Raw genomic sequence first — 24,940 nt, forward strand, 5'->3', positions numbered from 1 at the left:
AGCGCGTCGGCTTTTAGCAATGCCTGCCGCGATATGAAAACACCATGAATTTCGATCTCTACGGATTCGGCCCGGCGCTCGCCGCCGGCGCGCTGATGACCGTCAAACTGGCGCTCACGGCTTTATGCCTGGGGCTGGTGCTGGGCCTTGCCGGCGCCTTGGCCAAGACATCGCCCTACAAGCCGTTGCAATGGCTTGGCGGCGTTTACTCGACCATCGTTCGCGGCGTGCCGGAACTGTTGTGGGTGTTGCTGATTTATTTCGGCACGATCAACGCGATGCGCAGCCTGGGTGAAATGCTCGACATTCCCGACCTGTCGCTCAGCGCGTTCGCGGCCGGCGTGATCGCCTTGGGCCTGTGTTTCGGGGCCTACGCCACCGAGGTGTTACGTGGCGCGATCATCGCTATTCCCAAGGGCCATCGCGAAGCCGGCGTGGCATTGGGCCTGTCGAAGTTTCGCATCTTCACCCGCCTGATCATGCCGCAGATGTGGCGCATCGCCCTGCCGGGCCTGGGCAATCTGTTCCTGATCCTGATGAAAGACACCGCGCTGGTCACGGTTATCGGCCTGGAAGAAATCATGCGCCACGCCCAGATCGCGGTCACCGTCACCAAACAGCCGTTCACCTTCTATCTGGTCGCCGCGTTCATTTATCTGGGCCTGACGTCGCTGTCGATGGTCGCTATGCACGTGCTGGAAAAACGCGCCGCCCGCGGCTTCGTGAGGACGACGTAATGGAATGGGAAGTCATCTATAAGTGGCTGCCGAAGTTTATCCAGGGCGCCATTCTGACCCTGGAACTGGTTGGCATTGCCGTAATTCTCGGGCTGATCCTGGCGATCCCGCTGGGCATCGCTCGCTCGTCCAAGCGCTGGTATGTGCGTTCGCTGCCCTACGCGTATATCTTCTTTTTTCGCGGCACCCCGTTGCTGGTGCAGTTGTTCCTGGTCTATTACGGCCTGGCCCAATTCGATGCCGTGCGCGCAAGCTTCATGTGGACGTATCTGCGCGACCCTTTCTGGTGTGCCACGGCCACCATGACCCTGCACACGGCGGCTTATATCGCCGAGATCCTGCGCGGCGCCATCCAGGCTATCCCGCCGGGCGAAATCGAAGCAGCTCGCGCGCTGGGCATGTCCAAGCCGAAAACGCTGTTCTATATCATCCTGCCGCGTGCGGCCCGCATCGGCCTGCCGGCCTACAGCAACGAAGTCATTTTGATGCTCAAGGCCAGCTCGCTCGCAAGCACGGTGACCTTGCTGGAACTGACCGGCATGGCCAGGACCATCATTGCGCGCAACTACCTGACGGTTGAGATGTTCTTCACCGCCGGCGTGTTCTACCTGCTGATTTCCTACATCCTGGTACGCGGCTTCAAACTGCTCGAACGCTGGTTGCGCGTCGATGCTTGCCAGGGACGTTGAGGCGCGCTTCGCGGCGCTGGATGCGTTCCTGATCGAGCACCAAGGGCTGTGGCGACCACGGCCCTTCACGCATCTGCAATTACCCTGGGAACGCGAGTATCCCGAGCTTGGCCAGTGGTTACGCCAGCGCACTTTGGCCGATGCCGAAAGCTGTCACAACTGGCCTCACGCCCTGCCGGCGCCCGCGCCTTTTCCACAGCTGGCCGAACAGGCGCTGCAGCTCAGTGCTGTGGACAGGTTACCGACACAGGCGCTGGGGCCTGCGCGTCATCGACTGAATGTCGACGTACCGGGTCGTAAGTGGCAACAGATCGAAGCCTTCGGTGCCGCACTCAATTTCACTCACACGCCCGGCCATTGGCTGGACTGGTGCGCCGGCAAAGGCCATCTTGGCCGCCGCCTGCTGCAACCCGGCCAGCAGTTGACATGCCTGGAATACGACCCGGCGCTGATCGCCTCCGGCCAGGCATTAAGCGATCACCACCGCTTGCCCGTCACTCATCGCCTGCAAGACGTGATGGCCCAGGTGGCACTCAACCCCGAACACACACCCGTCGCCCTGCATGCCTGCGGCGACCTGCACGTGCGCCTGCTGCAACTGGCCAGCGCGGCCGGTTGCAAGCAACTGGCACTGGCGCCCTGCTGTTACAACCGCATCAACGCCGACAGCTATCAAGCCGTATCCGGCGCCGCACGCGCGTCGCAATTGCGGCTGTCGATTGATGACCTGGGCCTGCCGTTGAGCGAAACCGTGACTGCCGGCAACCGCGTACGCCAGCAACGGGATATCTCCATGGCCCGACGCCTGGGCTTCGATCAGTTACAGCGGCAATTGCGTGGCAGCGACGACTATTTGCCCACGCCTTCCTTGCCCGCCCGCTGGCTGGATCAACCTTTCGCAGACTATTGCCAAGCACTGGCGAGCCTTAAGGGCTTATCCACAGGTGAACAGGATTGGCAGGCGCTGGAAGCGCAGGGCTGGCGCCGGCTGGCCGAGGTCAGAAACCTGGAGTTGGTCCGTGGGTTGTTTCGGCGCCCATTGGAAATGTGGCTGGTGCTGGACCGGGCACTTTTTCTGCTCGAACAGGGCTACAAGGTTGAGATAGGCAGCTTCTGCGAAGCCACGCTGACCCCGCGCAATTTGATGGTGGTGGCTGAGCGCGATTAAGGGGCAAATTTCCTACACGCGCCCTGTGGATAAGTCTGTTGATGAATTCTTTACGAGCGCTGTAACTATCAGCGCTACAGGCCAAAAGCCAAGCTGGTCATTTTTTGTTCACATTATAAAATGCACGCAAAACAGGCAGTTGCAGCGTGTTGAGAACGGCTCCACAAAATGGCTGTTTCGTGACACCCATGACCAACCGATTGTGCATAAGCATCTGGCGTAAAGCGTATAAACCACGCTTAAGCCGTTCTTTTGGGCGCCTTCAACAACCGGCAAATTTCGTTGATATCGTCGCTGGCCAGGTGTTTCGCAACGTTATCCAACGGGTCGGCGGCAAACGCCAGCGCCTCATTGATCGCCATGTCACGGTGAACCTCCAGCGGAGCCTTGCCGAGGTGCTGTTTGAAGGCCTCAACCATGTCCAGGCTGAAAGCATTGCTCTCATCCACCTGATTGACCACCACATGCACCGCAGGCGGGCGTTCACCGGCAAGGTGCGGCGCAAGCAATACATCCAAGTGATCGAGCGTGCCAAGGCACGCGGCATCCGCCTGCACAATCACCAACACCACATCGGCAACGTTCAGCGCTTGATGAAAGTAGACGTTGTTGCCAGCTGGCGTATCGATGATCACCGTTTGCCGCTCGCTCAGGCCCAGCGACAAGAGGCGTTGAGCCAGCCAGGTCGGCTCGTGTTTGAGCCAGCGCTCGAGATTTTCCTGCTGCTGAACATCGATATCGCCAAAGGTAAGCACTTGGCAACCGGCGAAACCGAGCTGTTGCAATGGGCTCCACTGCCCATGCTCCAGGCTGGTGCGGCCGATACCGGGGAGCGCACCACTGACGCCGAAGTGATGATGCAAGGCGTTCTGCGGGTCCAGGTCCAGCGCCACCACCGACTCGCCGTGGCGCTGCAGGCCGCTGCTCAAGGCTGTGGCCAACGTGCTTCGGCCGACCCCCCCATTCATCGACACCAGCGCGACGATTTTCGGGCGCAGTGCTGCCAGATCAACGGCGTGAGCGTGTGCGTGGGGGGATGGCTCAGCAGGCACGCTGCCGAAAAAGTGCATGCGCGCATTGATGCCTTGGGCATCGTGGGTGACGTTTTTGCCGAACAACGTCAAAAGCTCTTCACTCAGGCTCATGGCCTACTCCTCACGACGCATCGTAAAGACGTGAAGTTCGGCAAGCAGGCACTTACCGCAGGTCTTATTATTGGCGTCTTAGTGACGCATTCTGTGACAGGTGTGGCGAAGTGTCATTATTTTGATGTTTTGACTGGCTGTTTTTTAGACAAACGGTAAATAGTCAAATAAATGGCCGTGCGCCTTTAGCGCATTCTCGCGCTCAACGCCCGACACAGCGCATTCACGTCCTGGCATCCGGCGCTATCAAGCACGGGGTCGAGCGGGTCTCGGCCGTAAGCCTGCGCCTCGCTGAACGAGGGATCGCGTTGAACCGTGCCCAACACGGCATCACCCAGGCGCAATTTGAAAACGCCCGCCATGTCCTGGCTGAACGCGTGACCGCCGTCCACCTGATTGATCACGTAAAACCGTTGAGGCGGCGATTCACTTGCAAGGTAGGGCGCGAGAACTTCGTCCATCTTGGCCAATCGGCGAAACGAAGCCGCGTCCGGCTGAACCACCACCAGCACCGCATCCGCCACCGACATTGCCTGGCCGAGATACACCGTGTTGCCCGCAGGGACGTCGATGACCACCGTGTCTTGGCCATTGAGCCCGAGGCCGGCCAAACGCTTGCCGAGAAATTCGAGATCCTGCCCCAGCCAACGATTCAGGCTTTGTTGCTGCACGGCGTCGGTTTCACCAAAGCTGACCAGCCGGCACCCGGCATACCCCCGTTTGGGCAAGGCTTGCCAGGTTTGATTGAGCAAGCTGGTCGCCCCAAGGCCAGGCAGATCAAACCCCGGGCACAAGTGATGACGCAGCGCGTCTTGCGGGTCCAGGTCCAGCGCCAGCGCTGGATGCCCCTGACGCTGCAAACCGCTGGCAAGCGCGGCGGCCAACGTGCTGCGCCCCACGCCGCCGGTAGCAGAAACCACAACCACCACCTTGGGCGCCGAGGCGTGCGAATACACCTCGCCGCCCGGGCTTTCTACTACTTGGGGTGGGGGAACAGAAGCGGCCGTGCCTTGGTTCAAATGATCCAGCAAACGCTGTAAAGGCTCGGCCACCGAGGGCTCGCGCAAAGAGGGTTCAGCCAGCGCGGTGTAAAGTTTTGAAATGTGATCTGCACGCCCCACTGACTGCTCCTCCCGTTCTAATCGCCGATCAATTAAGGCGCGCATTGTGTGATATCACACTGATGGTGTCAGTATTTTGGTGTTTGTAACAAATTTTTTTCAGATGAGCGGCATGGCGCCATTTTTATGGCTTTAAGCCAATATCTAAATATTTCTTTTTAAATCAATTAACTAAAAATTATTTGTGTGTTTTTTGATCATTTTTTATTTCAAATCAAACGCTCTCAAACCTCTTTCGTGTCAGCGAGCACATAAACCTCAGGCCAACACATAACGAGACAAAACCAAAGCTGCGAGACGCAGCCCAGATACCTGCAAGGCATTCAATGACCTCAGCCCACCATTGACGCCCCAGAGGACAGCACCATGACCCCGCACAACTGGAAACACTGCGTCGCCTTAGGCCTGCTTGCCTTGACCTTCGGCGCTCATATCGACGCAAGCCAAAAGCCGGACATTCAGCGCGCATTGTCAACCACCGAAGACGCCCGCTCAGGCTGCGGCGTAGTGAATGCACAAATGACCTACCTGAATTCGAAAGACCGGACACAGGTGTTGGAGTACATGAAATTTACCGACACTTGCGGGCACGGAAATTGAGGCTGATTTGAGGCCCCGCAGACGACGAAAAAGCAGTGATCGCAAAAAAACCTTCGCCTCTGCAAAAATAGTCAGAATTCAGGGGTTTACAGATGCTTGCCAATCGCTATAATCGTCGCCCTAACACGCCGGTATAGCTCAGTTGGTAGAGCAACTGACTTGTAATCAGTAGGTCCCGGGTTCGACTCCTGGTGCCGGCACCATATAAGACGAAGCCCTCACAGCAATGTGAGGGCTTTGTTGTTTCTGGCGTAAGCATCAGCGCCCTCGCTACACACACAGCTGTTCCCATCGACTGTGATGTCGTGCGTCTCTGCGCTCATTTGCGCCCTCGCCCTTGGCTGCGGCCTCATCCCCTATCAATAGCTTTTGGTCTGGTTGAAAAACGACTTTGCCCTACCGAATGATTGATGGAGAATGCGCCACGGCAAGGAATCGCTGCACTTGAGCGGCCCGTCATGCACACATTTCATCATTCAATTACCAACGGAGCGGTGCGTGATTAATCGCGACAATTCATTCGACCTGATCAGGCACCTAGCGGCGCTGGCAGTTCTTGTAAGCCACCACTACGTACTTTCCGGCCAGCAAGAACCCATGTTGCAGGGCTACAACTCGTTAGGGGCGATTGCCGTACTGGCGTTCTTCGCCATATCCGGCTTCCTCATCACTCAAAGCTTTCTAAATACTCGCAGCTTCTACCACTACATGGAGAAGCGAATCGCGCGAATTTTTCCTGCATTGATCGGCTGTGCATTTGTGATGGTGTACCTCTGCGGGCCTGCATTCAGCACAAACGGTTTGGGCTATGCATTCAGCCTGGAGTCGTTGACAGACTTTTTAAAAGTGTCGGCGTTTGGCCGCGCGGACATAGGCGACATTACCAGCACCTTCATATTTAAAGATTCGTTCAACGGAAGCTTGTGGTCGCTGAAAATTGAATTTGGCTGCTACGTGCTGCTCGCGTTGGCGCTGCTGGTATTGCGCAGGGCAGCCGTGCCGCTGATCATCGCACTTGCCTTTTGCATAACCACCTACCTATGCAGCACGTCAGCACACCCGATGGCGCCGAAGCTACTGGTGTACTCAACCGTTGGGATTGCATTCTTCGTAGGGTCTTCGCTGTATTTCTATCGAGCTGCATTCAGCAGCGCGAAAGCGAAACTATTGATCGGCATTCTGTCGGCAGCACTTATTCTGGTCTCCCTGAACACACCGTTGGTTATGGTGCTTGCAAGTATCGGGGTAAGTCTTCTGGTGCTGTCACTTGGGACGTTGTGCAAAGACCGAATCATTAAATCTCGATTCGATATTTCGTATGGGATGTATCTCTACGCCTTCCCCGTGCAGCAACTCATGATCAATACGACGGCACTGAGCTTCTACGCTTCAATGCTGGCAACTGCGGCAGTTGTGATCGTGCTGGCCACCTTGTCGTGGCTGTTTATCGAGAAACCTGCACTGAACTATGTGCATCGAAAGTCCGGACACCAGGAAAGCGCTGCAACAATGGCGTAGAGCAGTTTCATGCCGTGATGGTTTGAACCTCGCGGCCTGTTGCCTCGGGTTCTCTGGCTTTCGACACGACTGACGCTCGGCTGCGAACTCAGCAACCGAGCCTGAGAGCCCGATTTTGAGACAGGCGCGAAAAGCGCCACGCAGTCGTTAAACCACCGAACGTGGTTGCTCTCACTCGATAGGGGAGTCTCACCAATAACTGCAACAAATCCGCCCGTATTAACCTCCCCAGGCGTCACCCCTTGGTGATGGTAAAGGCGGTGAAGGTGTTGGAGTCGCCCTGCCATGCTGGGCAATAGGGTGTGAATGTGGTGGCCGGGGCGCTATCGCGGGTGATGCGCAGGCTGACAAAGGGCATGGCAGTGGCTCCAGTAGCCGGCCGTCGAGGTGATGGGCGGGCAAGTGGGGCTAATTTAGGCGTGCGCCTGATAGGGATAAAGGTGGGCTGGAGTACTTCATTAGTGATGCGGTGTAACAGATGCATGAGGTAATACCTTCATGTATCTCGCCTGACGCTTTTTTCGGTATAACCGACACCTCTGCGTTGTGACCGGACTTCCATGAACGCCCTGAAACTGATCTGCCTGCTCGTCATCTTTCCCCTATTGCTCGCCGCCCTCGGTGGCTGGGAGCGCCAGCGTGCCGCCGAGGCGACCACGGACATCATCGTTTACAGCGCCAAGGTGAACGCTGCCAAACAGCAGTTGCAGGCGCTGGCGGCGCGAAATCCAGCGGCGCTGGTCGACCTGGGCAAAGAGAAAATCAGCGTGCAACTGGCGCTCTCACGCCTGGATAACGTTGAAGCCGAGCTGCCGACTGCTCATCGCGTAAACCGCGCCCTGAGCGAGCTGGCACCGTGGGTGATCGGCCTGGGGTTGCTCGCAGCGTGCATCGGCCTGGCCGCGCTGGCAGGCACCCAGTGGGCAGGGCAACGCGCGCAGCAGTCGCGGGAGAAATTGCTGCAGGTGTTCTCCCTGGGCAGCCGGCTGTTGCCCTACGGGCTGGTGAGCCATGTGGTGGCAATGGCCGCGACGTTGGCGTTGGTGCTGATTTATGAAGGCCTGGCGATGTGGCATGTGGGACGCCTGGGCAGCGGCGAAGTCAAGTTGATGGCAACACTGGGTGTGTTGGCCGCCTTCAGTGTGTATTCAATCTGGTCGCTGCTTAAACAACTGCGCAACATGCTGGGGATGTTCAAGCCCGAACCGCTGCAAATGTTCGGGCAGGTCGTTACACCGCAGCAGGCACCCGGGTTATGGCGCCACGTACGCGAACTGGCCGGCCAACTGGGTGCATTGGCGCCGGATCATATTGTGGTGAGCCTGGCCCAGGGCTTTTACGTGACCTCCAGCGAAGCCAATGTAATGCCCACCGAAACGCGATTGAGCGGGCGCACCCTGCATGTGCCGTTGCTGCACCTGGGCCTGCTGAGCCGCGAAGAAATCGGCGCGGTGATCGGCCACGAGCTGGCGCACTTTGTGGGCGAAGACACCGAGTACAGCCTGCATTTTCTGCCGATCTACGACGGCGTCGACCGCAGCCTGCGGGCGCTGCTGGAAACCATGCAGGCCAGCGACCTGATCCAGGGTTGGCTCATGCGCCCTTCGTTCATGTTCGGCCTGTTTTTCATGCAGCGGTTCGATCACGCAGTGAATCACTGGAGCCGAGAACGCGAGTTACTGGCGGACGCTGCCGGCGCGCGATTGGTGGGCAATGCGGCGGCGGCCTCGGCGTTGTTGCGAATCTCGGTACTGCATGCCCACATCGAGCAGGCTTTGCTGACGCTCTGTGACACGGCCACAGAGGATGACTTGCCCGGCGCGGTGCTGACCGCATTGCGCGACACACCCTTGCAGCTGCCGCCCGAAGCGCTGGACATTCACCAACCCCACCCGACCGACTCTCACCCCTCAAATGGCGAACGCCTGCAAGCCTTACAAGTGCACGTGGAAGACGCCGTGCACCGCGCCACGCGTGCGGTGGATGTAGACGCTGCGAATGCGCAGATCGATGCGTGTTTCAGCGCTCCGCTTAGCGTGCGAGTACAACTTTCCCGCGATCTGAATGCGCTGGCAGAGGCCGAAAACACTGAGCAAACCGAGCTGTTGGAAAGCATGGTCACGTCCACCACAGGCGAATGCTCGCTGCATGAAGGCGGCCGGTGGCGCGGCACGCTGATGGCGGTGTTGGCAGTGCCGTTTGTGTTGCTGGGGTTGGCCATCATGAGTCGGCCCTGGCTTTCCCCGGAAAAATTTAAAGGCACCCCGCTGTCGGCCGTGGGCGCCGGCGCGGCGATCGGCAGCATCGCGCTGATCTTTTTATGGATGGGCATCCGCCGCTTCAAGCGCGCACCGCAAACCGCGCTGCGTCTGACGCCGGAGCATTTTGTGTTCGCCAACCTGACGCACCCCTTGCCCATCGAACACATCGCCGATGTCAGCCTGCAATTTGCCCAAGGCGTGTGGATCACGGTAGAACTGACGCCCGAAGCGCCATTACCCGAGCGACGTAAAACCGCGTTCGGCGTACCCGGAGCAAGGGTTAACAAGAAGAAACGCCAAGTGCTGCTGCAGATGGCGCAACTGTGCATCGATAACCAGAAAATCGAGCCCTACGAAGGGTTGGCAATGATGCTCAACTACCTGAACGCCTCCCTCGCCCGCAAAATTTTGCACAGCCGCCCAGACTGAAGTGCAGGCATAAAAAAACCCCGAACCAGTCGGGGTTTTTTATCGCCTGAAATCAGACGCGACGCCAAATCAATTAGAAAACGTTGATCGGGTAGTCGGCGAACAGACGGATTTCGTTACCGCCTACGTTGTAGTTGCTGGCGTTGCTGGAGACGCGCAACCAGGACGCACGAGCGCGCAGGCTCAGGTCTTTGGCTGGGCCGCTTTGAACGACGTATTTGAACTGGTTGAAGATCTCACGCTCGGTGCCACTGCCGCGGTTGGAACCGTCGTCAATGTTGGTGCCGCGCACGTAAGCAATGTTGTAGGTCAGGCCAGGCACGCCGAAGGCGCTGAAGTCCAGGCCGTAGCCTGCTTGCCAGGAGCGCTCGTCCTTACCGTTGAAGTCGGACCAGTAGGAGTTGGCCAGCAAGATGGTGTTACCGCCATCGCCGATGCCGCCAGCATTGCGGTAGCCGCCGTACAGATAACCGGTGTCGCCGGTGCTGCGCTGGTGAGCAACGGTGAAGCTGTGCGGGCCAACCGCCCAGGTCGCGCCCAGGCTCCAGATTTTGTTGTCGCGAGCGTCGGCGTCACCTTGGTTTTCCAGGGCGAAGCTCTTGTCCAGCTTGGTTTTGTAGCCGTTGAAGTCAAAGGTCAACGATTGCTTCTCTGGCAGGGCCAGTACGTAGTTGACGTTGACGTATTGCTTCTTCAGCACGTCTTGCATGTCGGAGGCGTACAGCGCGGCCGACAGGCTTTCGGTGAATTTGTAGCTACCACCGATGTAATCAATGCTTTTCAGGCGACCGCTGTCGGTGCCTTCGGCGCTCTTGCGCGCTTCCTTGGTGAAGTGACCAGCGTCCAGTTGCAGGCCGGCGATCTCTTTGGAAACGATTGAGGTACCCGTGTAGGTTTCCGACAACAGGCGGGAGTTGTCGTACTGCAGAACAGGGACTGCCGGGAACTGATCACCGTACTTCAGCACAGTGTTGGAAACCCGGAATTTGACGGCTGCGCCGCCCTTGGCCAAATCGTCGGCCGGTGCGCCGTTGCGAGTGGTGCCATCCGCGCGCGTGGTGGCTGCGCCTTCTTTAAAGAAGTCGATACCGCCCGCGCCAGCGCGGCCTCGGCCACCATCCAGGCGAATGGCGTATTGGCCGATCACGTCCACACCCACACCGACGGTGCCTTGGGTGAAGCCGGATTCGAACTTACCGATGAAGCCCTGGCCCCACTCGGCTTTGTCTTGCTTGCCGTTTTTGTAGTCACGGCTGATGTAGGCGTTACGTGCTGCGATGTTCAGGTGGCTGTCGTCAACAAAACCCTTGGATTGCTCCTGGTCGTTTGCCATTGCCTGAGTAGCGCTCAAAATCCCCAGAGCGATCAGACCCATCCGTTGCTTCAACATTTCTTATATTCCTTATTACTGGTTGAGTACGCGCTGTGACACCAGGCTCCGTGTCGCTTTTCTGGTGTCGACTTTTTCCGGAAAAAACAAAGCCCGCGGACGACTGAACTGCCGCGGGCCTTTTTTATTGGATAAGTCATGGCGGTTAGCCACAGGCGTTGGGCGCAATCCTATGCGCGCGTTGAACTATGTGTCAATTTCGTGAATCGTCTGTATTTAGGCGAAATAATTCTAAGCAACGGTCTACAGCGCCTGCATGAAAGACAGAAAATCACTCAGAACCGCAAAAAAAACACATCGAGTAACACTTTCTAGAGTCTACATTTTTGGGAATGCATAACGCGCGCAAATGCAAAGCATTACCATTAACGCGCACATTCCTTCCCGAACTTTTTGGATAGATTCCTTCATGCCTGTCTCTCGCCTGACGCTCATCACCCTTGGGCTTTCTGCTCTGCTGTCTGCTGGTTTTGCCTGCGCCGCCACGATTTTGCCGGAAACCTCGATCAGCACCGAAGTTGACGAAGACGACCCACGCGTCAAAGAGACCCACACCGCCACCCGCACTGCCACATCGGTGCGTTATGTGCCGCAGGCCATCGATTCGGTAAAAACCGAAACCCTGCGCGCCTACGGCACCAACGATCTGGGCCAGGCGTTAAGCGGCATTCCCAACGTGAGCAGCGGCGCCGACACGCGCTTTGACAGCCTGCGCATTCGTGGTTTCGACGCAAGCAACGACTTCTACCTGGACGGCATTCGCGACGACAGCCAGTACGTGCGCGACCTGCATAACATCGAACGCATTGAGGTGCTCAAAGGCCCGGCAGCCGTGCTGTACGGGCGCGGCGGTCAGGGCGGGATCGTCAACCGCGTGAGCAAATTGCCCACCGCGGGCCACACCTCCAGCATCGAAGCCCAGGGCGGCAGCGATGATTTGCGCAGCCTGTATGCCGACCTCAGCACCGACCCCACCGACGACATCAGCCTGCGCCTGAACATGGGCAACCAGGACAACAACAGTTTCCGCGACGGCGTCAGTGGCAATCGCCAGCTGTTTGCGCCGTCGATGAGCTGGCAACTGACGCCCGACCTCAATTGGTTGGTGCAATACGAATACAGCCGCTACAACCGCACGCCGGACCGCGGTATTCCCGGGGTCAACGGGCGCCCGGCAGACGTGAGCCGTAGCGCCACCTATTTTGATAGCCGCGATTACATCGACGACAAGTCTCAGTCCCTGCGCTCCAGGCTCGCCTATGAACTCAACGCAAACTGGCAACTGCGCCACACCTTGGGCGTGTTTAAGCTCGACAGCGATTTCGACAACACCTACCAGACCGGCTACGACCCGAAAACCAACAGGGTCACGCGCCAGCGCTGGCAGCAGGATTTGACCACCCGCAACGTTTTCAACAACCTCGAGCTGGAAGGCGCTTTCGACACCTTCGGCCTGGAGCACCGCCTGCTCACCGGCCTGGAGCTGGGCAGCCAGCGCCGCGACCCGAAGCTGTATACCGCCACCGCCGTCAACCGTGGCGGCCAAGCCGTGCCGAGCCTGGATCTCAACCAGCCCAACCGCCACCTGAGCCACAACGGGCCGATGACGCTTTCAAGTTACAACCACACAGAAGTCGAAAGTCGCGCTGTGTACGTGCAGGACCAACTGCGCCTCAACGATCAATGGCAACTGCTGGCAGGCCTGCGGTATGACCATTTCGAAGTGGACACCACCAGCAAGGTGCTCAACACCCGCCAAGCTGTCGATAGCCGCAGCGCCAGCCCGCGCGTCGGCCTGGTATGGACGCCGCTGGAACATCACTCGTTTTATGCCTCGTGGAGCAAAACCTTCTCCCCCGCGGGCGGTGGCCTGATCGGTATCACACCCAATGCCGCTGGCAGCGTCAACGACCTGAGCCCCGAACTGACCAAACAGAAGGAAATCGGCGTGAAGAGCGATTGGCTCGACGACCGCCTGAGCACCACCCTCGCCGTGTACGAGCTTGAGCTTTATAACCGCCGCACCAGCGACCCGCTCGACCGTACCATCACCCTGCTCACCGGCATGCAACGCTCGCGCGGTGTGGAACTGACAGCCGCCGGCAAGCTCGTCGGCAATTGGTATGTGCGTGGTGGCATCGGCCTGCAGGATGCCAAAGTCGAGAAGGACAACAATGGCTTTGAAGGCAAGCGCATCAGCGATGTGGCCAAGCGCAATGCCAGCTTGTTTATCACCTGGAAACCCGAGATGGGCTGGTACGCCGAAACCGGTCTGACCCTGGTGGGTGACCGTTACGCCGACAACCTCAACACCGTGGCGCTGCCAGGTTATGGGCGGTGGGACGCATTGGCCGGGTTCCGCCAGAAGCAATGGGACCTACGCGCGGCGCTGAACAATATTGCCGACAAACACTATTACGCGTCGGCCACCAGTGCGGCGCAGATCCAGCCGGGCGAGCCACGTAGCCTGGTTGTAACGGGCACCTACAGTTTCTAAAACCTGACACCCTCATGTACGAGCGGGCTTGGCTGCGATGCCATCGCAGGCAAGCCCGCTGCCATCGCTGATCTCAGTGCCCTTCAGTTTTTCAACAATTCACACAACGCGCGCACTTCATCCTCACTGAACAGTCCCGCCGGATAACGTTCACTCATCACACGGCGCAAGTCAGCGTGCCTGACCCGCCGTGAGCTGTTTGCCTTCAACCAGAGCGCCAACGCATGGATCGCATCACCGTTGACCCGCGTGGGGTGGAACGGACGCGTGTAGATCAGGTTGATATCGGCATTCATTTCAGCGCTCTCTCCTACTGCGTGAGCGGCTAACTTACTCAAGGTTTGTGACAGAACTGCGCAGTCATCGCCTCGAGTCACTGTGACCACACCGATACAAGAGCTATGCCAATGTCCCGTATTTATAGGCATTCGGATACAAAAAAGCCCGCGGCCGAGCAGGGCCGCGGGCTTGCTATTAGCGCTATGAACGGGTACTGCCGCGCTGTTGCTCAGACGCTGTTACAACTGCACTCAGTTTTTGTGCGGTGCCGGCTGTTGTTGGGTCAGGCAATGGATATTGCCGCCACCCAGTAACAGTTCGCGCCCCGGCACCATCACCACTTCGTGCTGCGGGAACAGGTTCTGCAGAATCTGCTTGGCCTGACTGTCCAGCGGGTCGTCGAAGCTTGGCGCGATGATGCCGCCGTTGACGATCAGGAAGTTCACGTAGGAACCGGCCAACCGCACGCTCGGGTTACGTTCCTGGCTACCGTCCACCGGGTCGACGCCCGCGCACTCTTCTTCGGTGGCATACAGCGGCCCCGGGATCGGCATTTTATGCACTATGAATGCGCGCCCTTGGGCGTCAGTGCTGCTTTGCAGCACATCCATGGCAGCGTGGCAGCGCGCGTAGTTCGGGTCTTGCGGGTCGTCGGTCCACGCCAGCAGCACTTCGCCCGGGCGCACATAGCAGCAGAAGTTATCCACATGGCCATCGGTTTCGTCATTGAACAGGCCGTCCGGCAACCAGATGATCTTGTCCACAGCCAGATTGGCGCTGAGCACCGCTTCGATGGCCGCACGATCCAGGTGCGGGTTGCGATTGCGGTTCAACAGGCATTCTTCGGTGGTGATCAACGTGCCTTCGCCGTCCACATGGATCGAGCCACCTTCCAGCACGAAGCCTTCGGTGCGGTAGCGCGGCGCACGTTCGATCTCGAGAATCTTGCCGCCCACCTGCGAGTCACGGTTCCACGGCGCGTACAGACCACCGTCGAAACCGCCCCAAGCATTGAAATCCCAGTTCACGCCGCGCACTTCGCCGCTGTTGTTGATCACGAAGGTCGGGCCGGTGTCGCGCACCCAAGCGTCATCGCTGGACATTTCCACCACGCGAATATTCGGCACGTCCAACCGTGCGCGCGCGTTTTCGTATTGCCCGGCCGATACACCCACCGTCACCGGCTCAAAGCGCGCGATGGCCTTGGCCACCGCCACGTGCGCAGCCTGCGCGAGCTTACCACCCAGGCGCCAGTTGTCCGGGCGCTCAGGCCAGATCATCCAGGTTTGAGTCTGTGGAGCCCATTCGGCGGGCATGTAGAAGCCATCGGCGCGAGGTGTGCTGTGCAGGGTGGTCATGGCGTTCAGGGCTCCGAATGGGGTGAAGATCGACTTTATAGCGGATAAAAATCGGCTTTAAAAGGGAAAATAGACGATAAACAGAAAGCAATACGGCAGATAACCGATAACAATCGACTATTACAATTGTTCATCCAGCACCTTCGACAGCATGTCGACGAAGAAGTCCACGCTGCGTTTGGACGTGACCATCGGCGGCTTGATCTTGAGGATATTGAGGTAGTCACCCGTAGGCTGCATGAAAATCCCCAGCTCCCGTAACCGGTCACACAGCAACGCCGTTTCTTCGGTGGCCGGTTCCAGGGTAAGGCGGTCACGCACCAACTCCAGCCCCAGATAGAAGCCGGAGCCATGAACAGCGCCGACCAGCGGGTGACGATCAATCAACTGCTCCAAGCGCGCCTTGAAATGCCCGCCCACCACCTGGGCGTTTTCCCACAGCTTTTCTTCCTGCATCACGTCCAGCACAGCCATGCCGATCTGACAGCTGACTGGGCTGCCCCCCGACGACGAGAAGAAATACCCTTCGGCCTCCAGCGCCTCGGCAATCTCGCGCCGGGTGATCACTGCGCCCAACGGTTGGCCGTTCCCCATGCCCTTGGCCATGGTGATGATGTCCGGCACCACGCCCTGCTCTTCAAAGCCCCAGAAAAAGTGGCCCATGCGCCCATAACCCACCTGCACCTCATCGGCGATGCACACGCCGCCCTGGGCGCGCACCCGCGCGTACACCTGCTGCAAATAACCCGGCGGCAGGGAAATGCCCCCCGCATTGCCGTAGACCGGCTCGCATATGAACCCTGCCAACTGGCGTTTACTCGCGGCGATTTTCGCCAGGTTGTGTTCCACGCTTCGCACGTAATCCGGCGTACTGTCCTGCCCACGAAACTCGCCGCGATAGGTATTCGGCGCGGTCACCGGGTGCACCCAGTCCGGGCGGCTGCTCAATGCCTGCGGGTTGTCGGCAATCGAGGTCGACACCGCATCCGCCGCCACCGACCAGCCGTGGTACGCCTCCAGCACGCTGAGCATGTCGCGCCCGCCGCTGTAGGCCCAGGCCAGGCGAATCGCCAGGTCATTGGCCTCGGTGCCGCTGTTGACCAGAAACACTCGGTCCATGCCCTCTGGCGCCAATGCCAGCAAACGCTCGGAAAACTCGGCAATCGCCGCATAGTGAAAGCGCGAATTGGTGTTGAGCAGCGACCATTGCCGCGCCGCCACCGCCGCCATGCGCGGGTGGCCATGGCCCAGCACGGCGACGTTGTTGAGCATGTCCAGGTACGAACGGCCCTGCATGTCGATCAGGTGGTTGCGCCAGCCGCGCTCGATGCGCGGCGGGTCGACGTAATAGTGCTTCTGCGAGCGAGCGAAACTGGCGTCCCGACGCGCCAGCAGAGCGTCGGGGTCCAGTTCAGGCTCGGCATCACAGGCCAGCCCCAGCAACGTGGCCGGCGACGGGCAGAGGGCTTGCCACGCCGGCGCCCTGGACGGCGTGCAGAACAACGGCGGCTCGAGCTCGGCACGGCATAACTGTACGGTGAGCGGGGCGTGCACCTCACCGAGCAGTTGCCCCTTCACCAGCACCGAGCCCGGTTTCAATGCGGTTTTCACGCCGCCGACACGCAGGCTCAGTTGAGCGGCATGCAAGCACAACAGACCGTCGTCGCCTGGGCGCAACGTACCGCCAAAGGGCGCTTCCAAGACGGTGCCGTGAGGCAGATGCAATTCCACGTGAAGCGGGAAAGTCTGCGGCTCGACGGCACTGTCGGCGCGCGTTCGCGACAACCGGTATTGCCCATACCGGCTGGCCGCCAACCCATGCACGGTCGCCGCTTCATCCAGCAACCGGCGGTCTATGCCGGGCAACTCCCAATTGCCGGCCTCGAAATGCGGGCTGAGTACACCCAGGTCGATCAGCGCAAACTCACGCCCCACCAGGCCAGGCAGCAACGGCGCGAAGTCTTGGTCGGCCATCGGCGGCAACGCTTCTGCGACACAGCTCAGGATCGCCGCCTCCATCAGCGCATACGGCACCGAGGTCGCCACATGAAAAATTTCCCACTCGTGCTCGGCATTTTTCAGCAGGTAAGTGTTGTCAGGATCAAGGCGTTGCTGCTGTTCGCTGCTGAGCACCAGCACCGCCGCGCGCGCCACGATCAGCGGCCATAACGCCTGTAATTCCTCGCGCTGCAATGGCGTCACCGCGTGGCAGGCCTGGATCGCCGGCAGGATGGCAAAGGGGTCTCCATCGGCATGGTGCAACAGCGCCGCGCAGGTCACCGACAGGTCGGCAATGCGCCAGGTGTGCACCAAATCGCCGAAATCAATCACGCCCTGGACCTGCCAATGCCGCTGGGCGTCGCGCTGCCAGACGACGTTGTCATCGGTGATGTCCAGGTGTACGGCTTGCCACGGCAGGTGATCGACCAAAGGCTGAAGGCGCGCGTGTACGTGGTTGGCCGCGCGCTCGATGGCGTCGCGGTGCGGCAGGTTATCCAGGTTGGCCAGCAGGTGCGTGATCAGTGCATGGGCGTGGCGCGGGTCCCATTGCAACGTGCGGTCCAGGCCCGGGTGCTCGAAATGCTCCAGTGCGCGGCTGACCTGTCCACACAACTCACCGAAGCCTGCGATTACGTCACGGCCCAGGTGCGGCAGCTGCGTCAGGGGCTGGCCGTCGATATAGTCAAGCAACCGCAGGTGCACGGTTTGCCCGCCCACGGTGACGGTCAGCAGGTCTTCCCCGGTCAGTGCGCGGTTCACCTTGGGCACGCGCACGTGCGCTTGCAGGTCATTGAGGGCGGCGTGCTGGGCCTGCAGTTCAACGGCGGCGTAGTCGCCCCGGCAGATCTTCAGAACAAAGCGGCCACGCTCGCTGTCAACTCGGTAATTGAGGTCTTGTTGGCTGCCCAGCGACTGCAATGCGCCCGTCAAACCGTAATGTTGCTCGAGCAATTGCGCGGCTTGATCGGCGCTTATTTGTGGGCAAGGCAAACTGGCACGATGGATCAATGTGGCGAGCAACATTGTGGCGACCTCTGCTTTTTCAGGCGCCTATATCGCCATTGTTCGGGGCTGTTAATCAACCCCTCACGCATACCGGGCTTGCGCCGTCCCGATTCACAACTCAAGCTATGCCAACTTCGCCAAGTCTTCGTCTAAGGAAAAGGCCCTCGACATGCGTATTCTCATCACCGGCGGTGCCGGTTTTATCGGTTCCGCCCTGGTTCGTCACCTGATTCAAAATACCGAGCACGAAGTGCTCAACCTGGACAAACTCACCTACGCTGGCAACCTGGAATCGCTGACCAGCATTGCGTCCAATAGCCGCTATGAGTTCGTGCAGGCCGATATCATCGACCAGGCCGCGGTCAGCGCCGTGATTGCGCGCTTTGAGCCTCAGGCAATCATGCACCTGGCGGCCGAGTCGCATGTCGACCGCTCCATTGATGGCCCGTCGGATTTTATCCAGACCAACATCGTCGGCACCTACAGCCTGCTGGAAGCCACGCGTGCTTACTGGCAAACGCTGGAAGAGCCGGCCAAGAGCGCGTTTCGCTTTCACCACATCTCCACCGATGAGGTTTATGGCGACCTGCACGGCGTGGACGACCTGTTCACTGAAACCACGCCTTACGCGCCCAGCTCGCCGTACTCGGCCAGCAAGGCGGCGTCCGACCACCTGGTCCGCGCGTGGCAGCGCACTTACGGCCTGCCGGTGCTGCTGACCAACTGCTCGAACAACTACGGGCCGTTCCACTTCCCCGAAAAGCTGATCCCGCTGGTCATCCTCAACGCCCTCGCCGGCAAGCCACTGCCGGTCTACGGTGATGGCTTGCAAGTGCGCGACTGGCTGTTCGTCGAAGATCACGCTCGCGCGCTGTTCAAAGTGGTTACCGAAGGTGTGGTCGGCGAGACCTACAACATCGGCGGCCACAACGAGCAGAAGAATATCGACGTGGTACGCGGCATTTGTGGCCTGCTCGAAGAACTGGCACCCAATCGCCCGGCGGGCGTGGAAAAATTCACCGACCTGATCACTTTCGTCAAGGATCGCCCGGGCCACGATCAGCGCTACGCGATCGATGCCAGCAAGATCGAGCACGAACTGGGTTGGGTGCCCGAAGAAACCTTCGAAACCGGCCTGCGCAAAACGGTGCAGTGGTACCTCGATAACCTCGACTGGTGCCGCCGCGTCCAGGACGGCAGCTATCAAGGTGAGCGCCTGGGTAACACCGAGCCAAAAGACCTGATCGCATAACAACAGCATCACGCACCACAGCTAGGCATAATGCGCCTGTCCCCACAGGCGCATGATTCCCATGACTCCACCCCTTCCGCGAAGACCCCGCTGGCGCAGCCTCGCCCTGTTGGCGTTGTGCCTGGCACCGCTGCTGTGGCCGCTGGAACACCTGGCCGAGCGTTATTACGGCAGCGAACTGGCCAGTCAAAACCGCCAGACCCTCGACCTCTACGTCGCCAACCTGCTCGGCACCCTGCACCGCTATGAAGTGCTGCCCCAGATTCTGGGTGACTTGCCGGCCCTGCGCACTGCGCTGGATGCGCCCGATGTCAGCACCAACCTGGTCAACGCCAACCTGTTGCTCAAGAACGTCGCCGCCCAGGCCGGGGTGGAAGTGATGTACCTGATGGACACCACCGGCAAAACGCTCGCCGCCTCCAACTGGGACAAGCAGGACAGCTTTGTCGGGCGCAATTTCTCGTTTCGCCCCTATTTCAGCGAAGCCATGGCCGGGCGTCTGGGCCGGTTTTTCGGCCTGGGCACCACGTCGGCCAAACGCGGCTACTTCTTCGCCGCCGCCGTGCGCGATGGCGACAAGATCATCGGCGTGCTGGTGGTCAAGGTCGACCTGGACCATACCGAAAGCCTGTGGGGCAAAACCCCGGAACAACTGCTGGTGACGGACCACAACGGCGTGGTGATCCTTACGTCGCGCCCGCAATGGCGATTCCGTGCGACACGGCCGCTGACTGCCGAAGAGCGCCAAGCCATCATCGCGATCCAGCCCTACCCAACGCGCGACCCACAGCCGCTGGCCTTGAGTACGACGGCGTGGCTGCGCCAATCCTCGGCCATTGCCGAAACCGGCTGGACGGTGGAAATTCTGGCACCGCGCTCGCTGATCAATCGCCCGGTGCGCACGGTGGTAGCGGTCGGCGGCGCCACGTTGCTGGTACTGATGCTGCTGCTGGGCTTGATGATGCAGCGCCGTCGCCATTATCTGGAACGCATCGCGTTTGAAGCCAAGGCGCGCCGCGAACTGGAAGCCCGCGTGATCGAGCGCACCAGCGACCTTGAAGGCCTCAACCGGCGTCTGAAGCAGGAAGTGCTTGAGCGCGAACACGCCCAGCAGGAGCTGGTTCGTGCCCAGGACGACCTGGTGCAAGCCGGCAAACTGTCAGCGTTGGGGACCATGTCGGCGAGCATCAGCCACGAACTCAATCAACCGCTCGCGGCGATTCGCAGCTATGCAGAAAACGCCGAGATCCTGCTCGACCACGAGCGCACCAATGACGCTCGCGGCAATCTCAAACTGATCAGCGAACTGACCGGGCGCATGGCCTCGATCATCGCGCATCTGCGCGCGTTCGCCCGCCGCGACCGCCACGCACCGGAAAGCGTGGCCCTGCAACCGGCGCTAGACGATGCATTGGCGTTGCTGGCCAAGCGGCGACGCTCGATGGAAGTCGAGCTGATCCGTGATTTGCCAGAAGCAACCCTGTGGGTACAAGCCGGCGAAACCCGTCTGCGCCAGGTACTCGGCAACTTGCTGGCTAACGCCCTCGACGCCCTTACCGAAAAAGGCCCGCCGCGCAAACTCTGGTTGAGTGCCCAAACCACCGAACAGGGCGTCAACCTGTACATTCGCGACAACGGTCCAGGCTTTTGCATGGAAGCCCTGGGCCGCGCCAGCGAGCCGTTCTACACAACCAAGACGCGCACCCAGGGCCTTGGGTTGGGGCTGGCAATTTGTGACACGTTGATGCGTGCCTTTGGCGGCGAATTGCTGTTTGCCAACCACAAGGAAGGCGGCGCGCTGTTAACCTTGAAATTGCGTGCCGGCTCGCCGGGCGTCAGTCTGCAACCGTCCGAGGACCGCAGTGTATGAGTATCGATAACCAGATTCAGGTGGTGTTGATCGACGACGATCCACACCTGCGTCAGGCCCTGTGCCAGACCCTGGACCTGGCCGGGCTGAACGTCCTGACCCTGGGCGAAGCCACCGGCCTCACTGCGCGCCTGTCGCGGGACTGGCCGGGCGTGGTGGTCAGCGACATCCGCATGCCTGGCATGGACGGCCTGGAGTTGCTCGCCGAACTGCACAGCCAGGACCCGGAACTGCCAGTGCTGTTGATCACCGGCCACGGCGACGTGCCGCTGGCGGTGCAAGCCATGCGGGCCGGCGCCTATGACTTTCTTGAAAAACCCTTCGCCAGCGATGCCCTGCTCGACAGCGTGCGCCGCGCCCTGGCCCTGCGCCGCCTGGTGCTGGACAACCGCAGCCTGCGCCTGGCCCTCAGTGACCGTCAGCAATTGAGCACGCGCCTGGTCGGGCATTCGCCACAAATGCTGCGCCTGCGCGAGCAGATCGGCGCCCTGGCCGCGACCCGCGCCGACGTGCTGATCCTCGGCGAAACCGGCGCCGGCAAAGAGGTGGTGGCGCGCGCGCTGCACGACCTGTCCAGCCGACGCAGCGGACCATTTGTGGCGATCAACGCCGGCGCCCTGGCGGAATCGGTGGTCGAGAGCGAGCTGTTCGGCCATGAGCCGGGGGCATTTACCGGCGCGCAGAAACGCCGTATCGGCAAATTCGAATTCGCCAACGGCGGCACGCTGTTTCTCGATGAAATCGAAAGCATGAGCCTGGACGTGCAGGTCAAGCTGTTGCGCCTGCTGCAGGAGCGCGTGGTGGAACGCCTGGGTGGCAATCAACTGATCCCGCTGGATATCCGCATCATCGCTGCCACCAAGGAAGACCTGCGCCAGGCTGCCGATCAGGGTCGCTTTCGCGCCGACTTGTATTACCGCCTCAATGTCGCACCGCTGCGCATTCCACCGTTGCGCGAGCGCGGCGAGGATGCCTTGATGCTGTTTCAACACTTTGCCGACGAGGCCAGCAGCCGTCACGGCCTGCCGCTTAACGAGCTGCAACCGGGCCAGCGCGCGCTGCTGCTGCGCCATAGCTGGCCCGGCAATGTGCGCGAACTGCAGAATGCGGCAGAACGCTTTGCCCTGGGGCTCGAGCTGGCACTGGACGCCACGGCGGACAACCCTGCCGCTGGCGTCCTGACCTCTACGCCGGGCGGTCTGAGCGAACAAGTCGAGCAGTTCGAAAAAAGCCTGATCGCCGCTGAGCTGACCCGCCCTCACAGTTCGGTGCGCAGCCTCGCCGAAGCCTTGGGCATACCGCGCAAAACCCTGCACGACAAACTGCGCAAGCACGGCCTGAACTTCGCCGACAGCGCCAGCCACAGCGCCGACGACGAATGACCCCGCCCACTCGCCAAGAGGCCGCCATGAGCCGCGACAGCCGTTACCTGGAATCCATCCTGCACCACGACATCCCGCTTACCCGGGAAATGGGCCTCAAGGTGCTCGACTGGCAACACGGCCAATTGCAGTTGCACCTGCCCTTGCAAGCCAATATCAACCACAAGAGCACCATGTTTGGCGGCAGCCTGTATTGCGGCGCCGTGCTGGCGGGCTGGGGCTGGCTGCACCTGCAATTGCGTGAAGAAGGCATAGATGACGGGCATATCGTGATTCAGGAAGGGCAGATCAGCTATCCGCTGCCCGTCACACGGGATGCGACGGTGGTGTGCCGGGCGCCGGATGAGAAGGTGTGGAAGCGTTTTGTGGCGACGTATAACCGTTATGGTCGCGCGCGGCTGACGCTGGAGACGTGGATTGTGAATGAGGGGAGTGAGGAGCGCGCGGTGGCGTTTACTGGCCAGTACGTCTTGCACCGTTAACCGCCACACCCCAAAAAATATGAGAGCTGAATTGCCACGGTACCGACACAATCTCGAATGGCGACACCACCCTCCGTGGCGAGCGGGCTTGCCCCGCGTTGGGCTGCGAAGCAGCCCTAAAACCTGAAACTGCGGTCTATCAGCAGAGCGCGGTGTTCTTATTGGGGCCGCTTCGCAGCCCAACGCGGGGCAAGCCCGCTCGCCATGAAAGGTCGCCTGCTAACTATTTTTCGGTTATCGGAAGTTTTACGTAGATACGCTGCGATAGCGGTCTGACAGTCACAGCGTTGGTGGCTGATCTATTGAAATCGCAGGCAAGCCAATTCCCACATTGAATCTACGCCAGGCTCAAGATCTCGCCAGGGTCAGTAGGCGTTCCCGCCATGCGGCCTTGGCCGGTAGCGCCAAAAAGAACGGGTTCAACAACGATTCACGCGCCGGATAGCTGAACGGCTCACCACTCAACTCCAACACCTCGCCGCCCGCGCCTTCCAATACGCCCTGGGCCGCTGCGGTGTCCCATTGCGACGTCGGCGCCAAACGTGGGTAGCAATCGGCACTGCCTTCGGCCAACAGGCAGAATTTCAGCGAGCTGCCGATATTCGCCAGCTTCAACGCTCCCAGGCCTTCGCTCAAACCGTGCAGCAGGCGCTCCTGCTCAGGGCTGCTGTGGCGACGGCTGGCAACCACGGTGAAGGCTTCACCCGCTGCCGGCGTCTGGCGTACCTGAATCTGCTTGGGTGCTTCGTTCACATCAGAACGCCACGCCCCCAGCCCCGCGCCACCGAAGTAGCAACGGCCACTGGTCGGCATCGATACCACGCCAAACACCACGCGGCCTTGTTCGATCAGGGCGATATTGACGGTGAACTCTTCGCTGCCAGAGATAAATTCCTTGGTGCCATCCAGCGGGTCAACCAGCCACCAGCGCTGCCAGCCCGCACGCACACTCTGGTCGATATCCGCGTCTTCTTCGGACAGCACCGGAATGCTCGGGTCGAGCGCGGTAAGGCCGGCGAGAATCAGATGGTGAGCGGCCAGGTCCGCTGCCGTCACCGGCGAGTCATCCGACTTGGAGGTGACCGCCACGTCGGCGCGCCAATACGGCAGGATCACTTCACCGGCCTGACGGGCCAGCTCAATCACAGGGGCAATAAACGGGTGGCCTAAAAACAGTTCGCTCATGCGATAAACGCTCCACGCTGGGTCAACAGGTCTCGTACCAGATACAGTGCCGCCAGGGCGCGCCCCTCGCTGAACTGCTCATTTTGCGCAAGCTGCGACAGCTCGCGCAGGTTAACCCGATCAACCCGCATCGGCTCAGGCTCATCGCCCTCCAGGCGCTCTTCGTACAGATCGGTGGCCAACACCACCTGGATTTTCTGGCTCATGTAGCCGGGCGACAACGACAACTCGGTAATGTGTTCCAACTGACGCGCGCCATAACCGGCCTCTTCCTTGAGTTCACGGTTGGCCGCCGCCAGTACGTCTTCGCCGGGTTCGATCAACCCCTTGGGCAACGACACCTCATATTCATCGGTGCCGCCGCAGTACTCTTCCACCAGCAACGCATGATCGTCGTCAATCATCGCCACGATCATCACCGCGCCGTAGCCGGCACCGCGGCCTACCAGGCGCTCGTAGGTCCGTTCAACGCCATTGGAAAAGCGCAATTGCACTTCCTCCACGCGGAACAAACGGCTACTGGCGACTATTTCGCGGGCGAGGACGGTGGGTTTCTGGCGCATAAGCGGCT

General features: G+C 60.1%; 20 protein-coding genes and 1 tRNA gene. 12 read left to right on the forward strand and 9 right to left on the reverse strand.

The window, feature by feature from the left end; translation table 11 throughout:
* The first annotated feature begins 44 nt into the window (after positions 1-44).
* The 3 genes from NTD89_RS13040 to NTD89_RS13050 are packed head-to-tail and all read left to right on the forward strand — an operon-like array spanning position 45 to position 2,594.
* The gene (locus NTD89_RS13040) at positions 45-737 is read left to right on the forward strand and encodes an ABC transporter permease (protein ID WP_119738133.1); all 693 of its coding nucleotides are present in this window, start codon (positions 45-47) and stop codon (positions 735-737) included.
* On the forward strand, positions 737-1,426 hold the full coding sequence (locus NTD89_RS13045) for an ABC transporter permease (RefSeq protein WP_106577455.1): 690 nt from the start codon (positions 737-739) through the stop codon (positions 1,424-1,426). The genes NTD89_RS13040 and NTD89_RS13045 overlap by 1 nt, the downstream gene beginning before the upstream one ends.
* Positions 1,407-2,594 (forward strand): SAM-dependent methyltransferase, encoded by a 1,188-nt coding sequence (locus tag NTD89_RS13050; protein ID WP_262208071.1) that lies wholly within the window; start codon positions 1,407-1,409, stop codon positions 2,592-2,594. Before NTD89_RS13045 ends, NTD89_RS13050 begins: the two co-directional genes overlap by 20 nt.
* A gap of 239 nt (positions 2,595-2,833) precedes the next feature.
* Here NTD89_RS13050 and bcsQ (NTD89_RS13055) read toward each other — a convergent pair whose 3' ends face one another.
* A complete protein-coding gene (gene bcsQ, locus NTD89_RS13055) occupies positions 2,834-3,739 on the reverse strand; it encodes a cellulose biosynthesis protein BcsQ (protein ID WP_262208073.1) in 906 nt (301 codons plus the stop codon).
* 185 nt (positions 3,740-3,924) lie between these two features.
* Positions 3,925-4,791, reverse strand: coding sequence for a cellulose biosynthesis protein BcsQ (bcsQ, locus tag NTD89_RS13060; protein ID WP_410017211.1), 867 nt, complete (start codon positions 4,789-4,791; stop codon positions 3,925-3,927).
* A gap of 435 nt (positions 4,792-5,226) precedes the next feature.
* Between bcsQ (NTD89_RS13060) and NTD89_RS13065 the strand changes: the two genes are divergently transcribed.
* The 3 genes from NTD89_RS13065 (at position 5,227) to NTD89_RS13075 (ending at position 6,978) form a co-directional block, all read left to right on the forward strand.
* Positions 5,227-5,460, forward strand: a complete 234-nt coding sequence (locus tag NTD89_RS13065) for a DUF2790 domain-containing protein (RefSeq protein ID WP_262208077.1) — start codon at positions 5,227-5,229, stop codon at positions 5,458-5,460.
* Positions 5,461-5,587: 127 nt separating this feature from the next.
* Positions 5,588-5,663: transfer RNA gene (locus tag NTD89_RS13070), tRNA-Thr, on the forward strand.
* 214 nt (positions 5,664-5,877) lie between these two features.
* Positions 5,878-6,978, forward strand: coding sequence for an acyltransferase family protein (locus tag NTD89_RS13075; protein WP_262208078.1), 1,101 nt, complete (start codon positions 5,878-5,880; stop codon positions 6,976-6,978).
* Between the two features lie 235 nt (positions 6,979-7,213).
* Here NTD89_RS13075 and NTD89_RS13080 read toward each other — a convergent pair whose 3' ends face one another.
* Positions 7,214-7,336, reverse strand: a complete 123-nt coding sequence (locus NTD89_RS13080) for a hypothetical protein (protein ID WP_262208080.1) — start codon at positions 7,334-7,336, stop codon at positions 7,214-7,216.
* Positions 7,337-7,538: 202 nt separating this feature from the next.
* Between NTD89_RS13080 and NTD89_RS13085 the strand changes: the two genes are divergently transcribed.
* Positions 7,539-9,668 carry a M48 family metallopeptidase gene (locus NTD89_RS13085; protein WP_262208082.1) on the forward strand — a complete coding sequence of 710 codons (2,130 nt, stop codon included), beginning with the start codon at positions 7,539-7,541 and terminating at the stop codon, positions 9,666-9,668.
* 73 nt (positions 9,669-9,741) lie between these two features.
* On the opposite strand, the gene NTD89_RS13090 is transcribed toward NTD89_RS13085, so the two are convergent.
* On the reverse strand, positions 9,742-11,058 hold the full coding sequence (locus NTD89_RS13090) for an OprD family porin (RefSeq protein ID WP_106577437.1): 1,317 nt from the start codon (positions 11,056-11,058) through the stop codon (positions 9,742-9,744).
* 409 nt (positions 11,059-11,467) lie between these two features.
* Between NTD89_RS13090 and NTD89_RS13095 the strand changes: the two genes are divergently transcribed.
* Entirely contained in the window at positions 11,468-13,555 is a 2,088-nt protein-coding gene (locus NTD89_RS13095) for a TonB-dependent receptor (protein ID WP_262208084.1), read from the forward strand.
* An 83-nt stretch (positions 13,556-13,638) separates the two neighbouring features.
* Here the strand turns inward: NTD89_RS13095 and NTD89_RS13100 are convergent, their stop codons facing one another.
* From NTD89_RS13100 to NTD89_RS13110, 3 genes are all read right to left on the reverse strand, one after another.
* Entirely contained in the window at positions 13,639-13,851 is a 213-nt protein-coding gene (locus tag NTD89_RS13100) for a hypothetical protein (protein ID WP_145159843.1), read from the reverse strand.
* A gap of 234 nt (positions 13,852-14,085) precedes the next feature.
* A complete protein-coding gene (aguA, locus tag NTD89_RS13105) occupies positions 14,086-15,192 on the reverse strand; it encodes an agmatine deiminase (protein WP_262208086.1) in 1,107 nt (368 codons plus the stop codon).
* A gap of 120 nt (positions 15,193-15,312) precedes the next feature.
* Entirely contained in the window at positions 15,313-18,216 is a 2,904-nt protein-coding gene (locus NTD89_RS13110; RefSeq protein ID WP_262208088.1) for an aminotransferase, read from the reverse strand.
* 151 nt (positions 18,217-18,367) lie between these two features.
* Between NTD89_RS13110 and rfbB the strand changes: the two genes are divergently transcribed.
* The 4 genes from rfbB to NTD89_RS13130 all read left to right on the forward strand — a co-directional run bounded on the left by rfbB (position 18,368) and on the right by NTD89_RS13130 (position 23,184).
* Positions 18,368-19,450 carry a dTDP-glucose 4,6-dehydratase gene (gene rfbB / locus NTD89_RS13115; RefSeq protein WP_145159837.1) on the forward strand — a complete coding sequence of 361 codons (1,083 nt, stop codon included), beginning with the start codon at positions 18,368-18,370 and terminating at the stop codon, positions 19,448-19,450.
* Between the two features lie 61 nt (positions 19,451-19,511).
* The gene (locus NTD89_RS13120; protein ID WP_262208090.1) at positions 19,512-21,320 is read left to right on the forward strand and encodes an ATP-binding protein; all 1,809 of its coding nucleotides are present in this window, start codon (positions 19,512-19,514) and stop codon (positions 21,318-21,320) included.
* Positions 21,317-22,702, forward strand: coding sequence for a sigma-54-dependent transcriptional regulator (locus NTD89_RS13125; protein ID WP_262208091.1), 1,386 nt, complete (start codon positions 21,317-21,319; stop codon positions 22,700-22,702). The genes NTD89_RS13120 and NTD89_RS13125 overlap by 4 nt, the downstream gene beginning before the upstream one ends.
* A 26-nt stretch (positions 22,703-22,728) precedes the next feature.
* Complete coding sequence (locus tag NTD89_RS13130) at positions 22,729-23,184, forward strand: thioesterase domain-containing protein (protein ID WP_262208092.1); 456 nt, start codon at positions 22,729-22,731, stop codon at positions 23,182-23,184.
* Between the two features lie 348 nt (positions 23,185-23,532).
* On the opposite strand, the gene cysQ is transcribed toward NTD89_RS13130, so the two are convergent.
* Both cysQ and nudE read right to left on the reverse strand, forming a co-directional pair.
* Positions 23,533-24,369, reverse strand: a complete 837-nt coding sequence (gene cysQ / locus NTD89_RS13135) for a 3'(2'),5'-bisphosphate nucleotidase CysQ (protein ID WP_145159830.1) — start codon at positions 24,367-24,369, stop codon at positions 23,533-23,535.
* Positions 24,366-24,932, reverse strand: a complete 567-nt coding sequence (gene nudE / locus NTD89_RS13140) for an ADP compounds hydrolase NudE (RefSeq protein ID WP_106577427.1) — start codon at positions 24,930-24,932, stop codon at positions 24,366-24,368. Before nudE ends, cysQ begins: the two co-directional genes overlap by 4 nt.
* Positions 24,933-24,940: the final 8 nt, after the last annotated feature.

The sequence above is a fragment of the Pseudomonas sp. 14P_5.3_Bac1 genome, assembly GCF_025466135.1.
In the GTDB taxonomy this organism is placed as follows: domain Bacteria; phylum Pseudomonadota; class Gammaproteobacteria; order Pseudomonadales; family Pseudomonadaceae; genus Aquipseudomonas.

Bases quoted from the DNA above. Each gene is read 5' to 3' on its own strand.
- bcsQ (WP_262208073.1), bottom strand. From the start codon at position 3,739: ATGAGCCTGAGTGAAGAGCTTTTGACGTTGTTCGGCAAAAACGTCACC.
- NTD89_RS13110 (WP_262208088.1), bottom strand. From the start codon at position 18,216: ATGTTGCTCGCCACATTGATCCATCGTGCCAGTTTGCCTTGCCCACAA.
- nudE (WP_106577427.1), bottom strand. From the start codon at position 24,932: ATGCGCCAGAAACCCACCGTCCTCGCCCGCGAAATAGTCGCCAGTAGC.
- NTD89_RS13075 (WP_262208078.1), top strand. From the start codon at position 5,878: ATGCGCCACGGCAAGGAATCGCTGCACTTGAGCGGCCCGTCATGCACA.
- NTD89_RS13085 (WP_262208082.1), top strand. From the start codon at position 7,539: ATGAACGCCCTGAAACTGATCTGCCTGCTCGTCATCTTTCCCCTATTG.
- cysQ (WP_145159830.1), bottom strand. From the start codon at position 24,369: ATGAGCGAACTGTTTTTAGGCCACCCGTTTATTGCCCCTGTGATTGAG.
- aguA (WP_262208086.1), bottom strand. From the start codon at position 15,192: ATGACCACCCTGCACAGCACACCTCGCGCCGATGGCTTCTACATGCCC.
- NTD89_RS13100 (WP_145159843.1), bottom strand. From the start codon at position 13,851: ATGAATGCCGATATCAACCTGATCTACACGCGTCCGTTCCACCCCACG.
- NTD89_RS13080 (WP_262208080.1), bottom strand. From the start codon at position 7,336: ATGCCCTTTGTCAGCCTGCGCATCACCCGCGATAGCGCCCCGGCCACC.
- NTD89_RS13120 (WP_262208090.1), top strand. From the start codon at position 19,512: ATGACTCCACCCCTTCCGCGAAGACCCCGCTGGCGCAGCCTCGCCCTG.
- NTD89_RS13045 (WP_106577455.1), top strand. From the start codon at position 737: ATGGAATGGGAAGTCATCTATAAGTGGCTGCCGAAGTTTATCCAGGGC.
- NTD89_RS13090 (WP_106577437.1), bottom strand. From the start codon at position 11,058: ATGTTGAAGCAACGGATGGGTCTGATCGCTCTGGGGATTTTGAGCGCT.
- rfbB (WP_145159837.1), top strand. From the start codon at position 18,368: ATGCGTATTCTCATCACCGGCGGTGCCGGTTTTATCGGTTCCGCCCTG.
- NTD89_RS13040 (WP_119738133.1), top strand. From the start codon at position 45: ATGAATTTCGATCTCTACGGATTCGGCCCGGCGCTCGCCGCCGGCGCG.
- NTD89_RS13095 (WP_262208084.1), top strand. From the start codon at position 11,468: ATGCCTGTCTCTCGCCTGACGCTCATCACCCTTGGGCTTTCTGCTCTG.
- NTD89_RS13065 (WP_262208077.1), top strand. From the start codon at position 5,227: ATGACCCCGCACAACTGGAAACACTGCGTCGCCTTAGGCCTGCTTGCC.
- NTD89_RS13130 (WP_262208092.1), top strand. From the start codon at position 22,729: ATGAGCCGCGACAGCCGTTACCTGGAATCCATCCTGCACCACGACATC.
- NTD89_RS13125 (WP_262208091.1), top strand. From the start codon at position 21,317: ATGAGTATCGATAACCAGATTCAGGTGGTGTTGATCGACGACGATCCA.
- NTD89_RS13050 (WP_262208071.1), top strand. From the start codon at position 1,407: ATGCTTGCCAGGGACGTTGAGGCGCGCTTCGCGGCGCTGGATGCGTTC.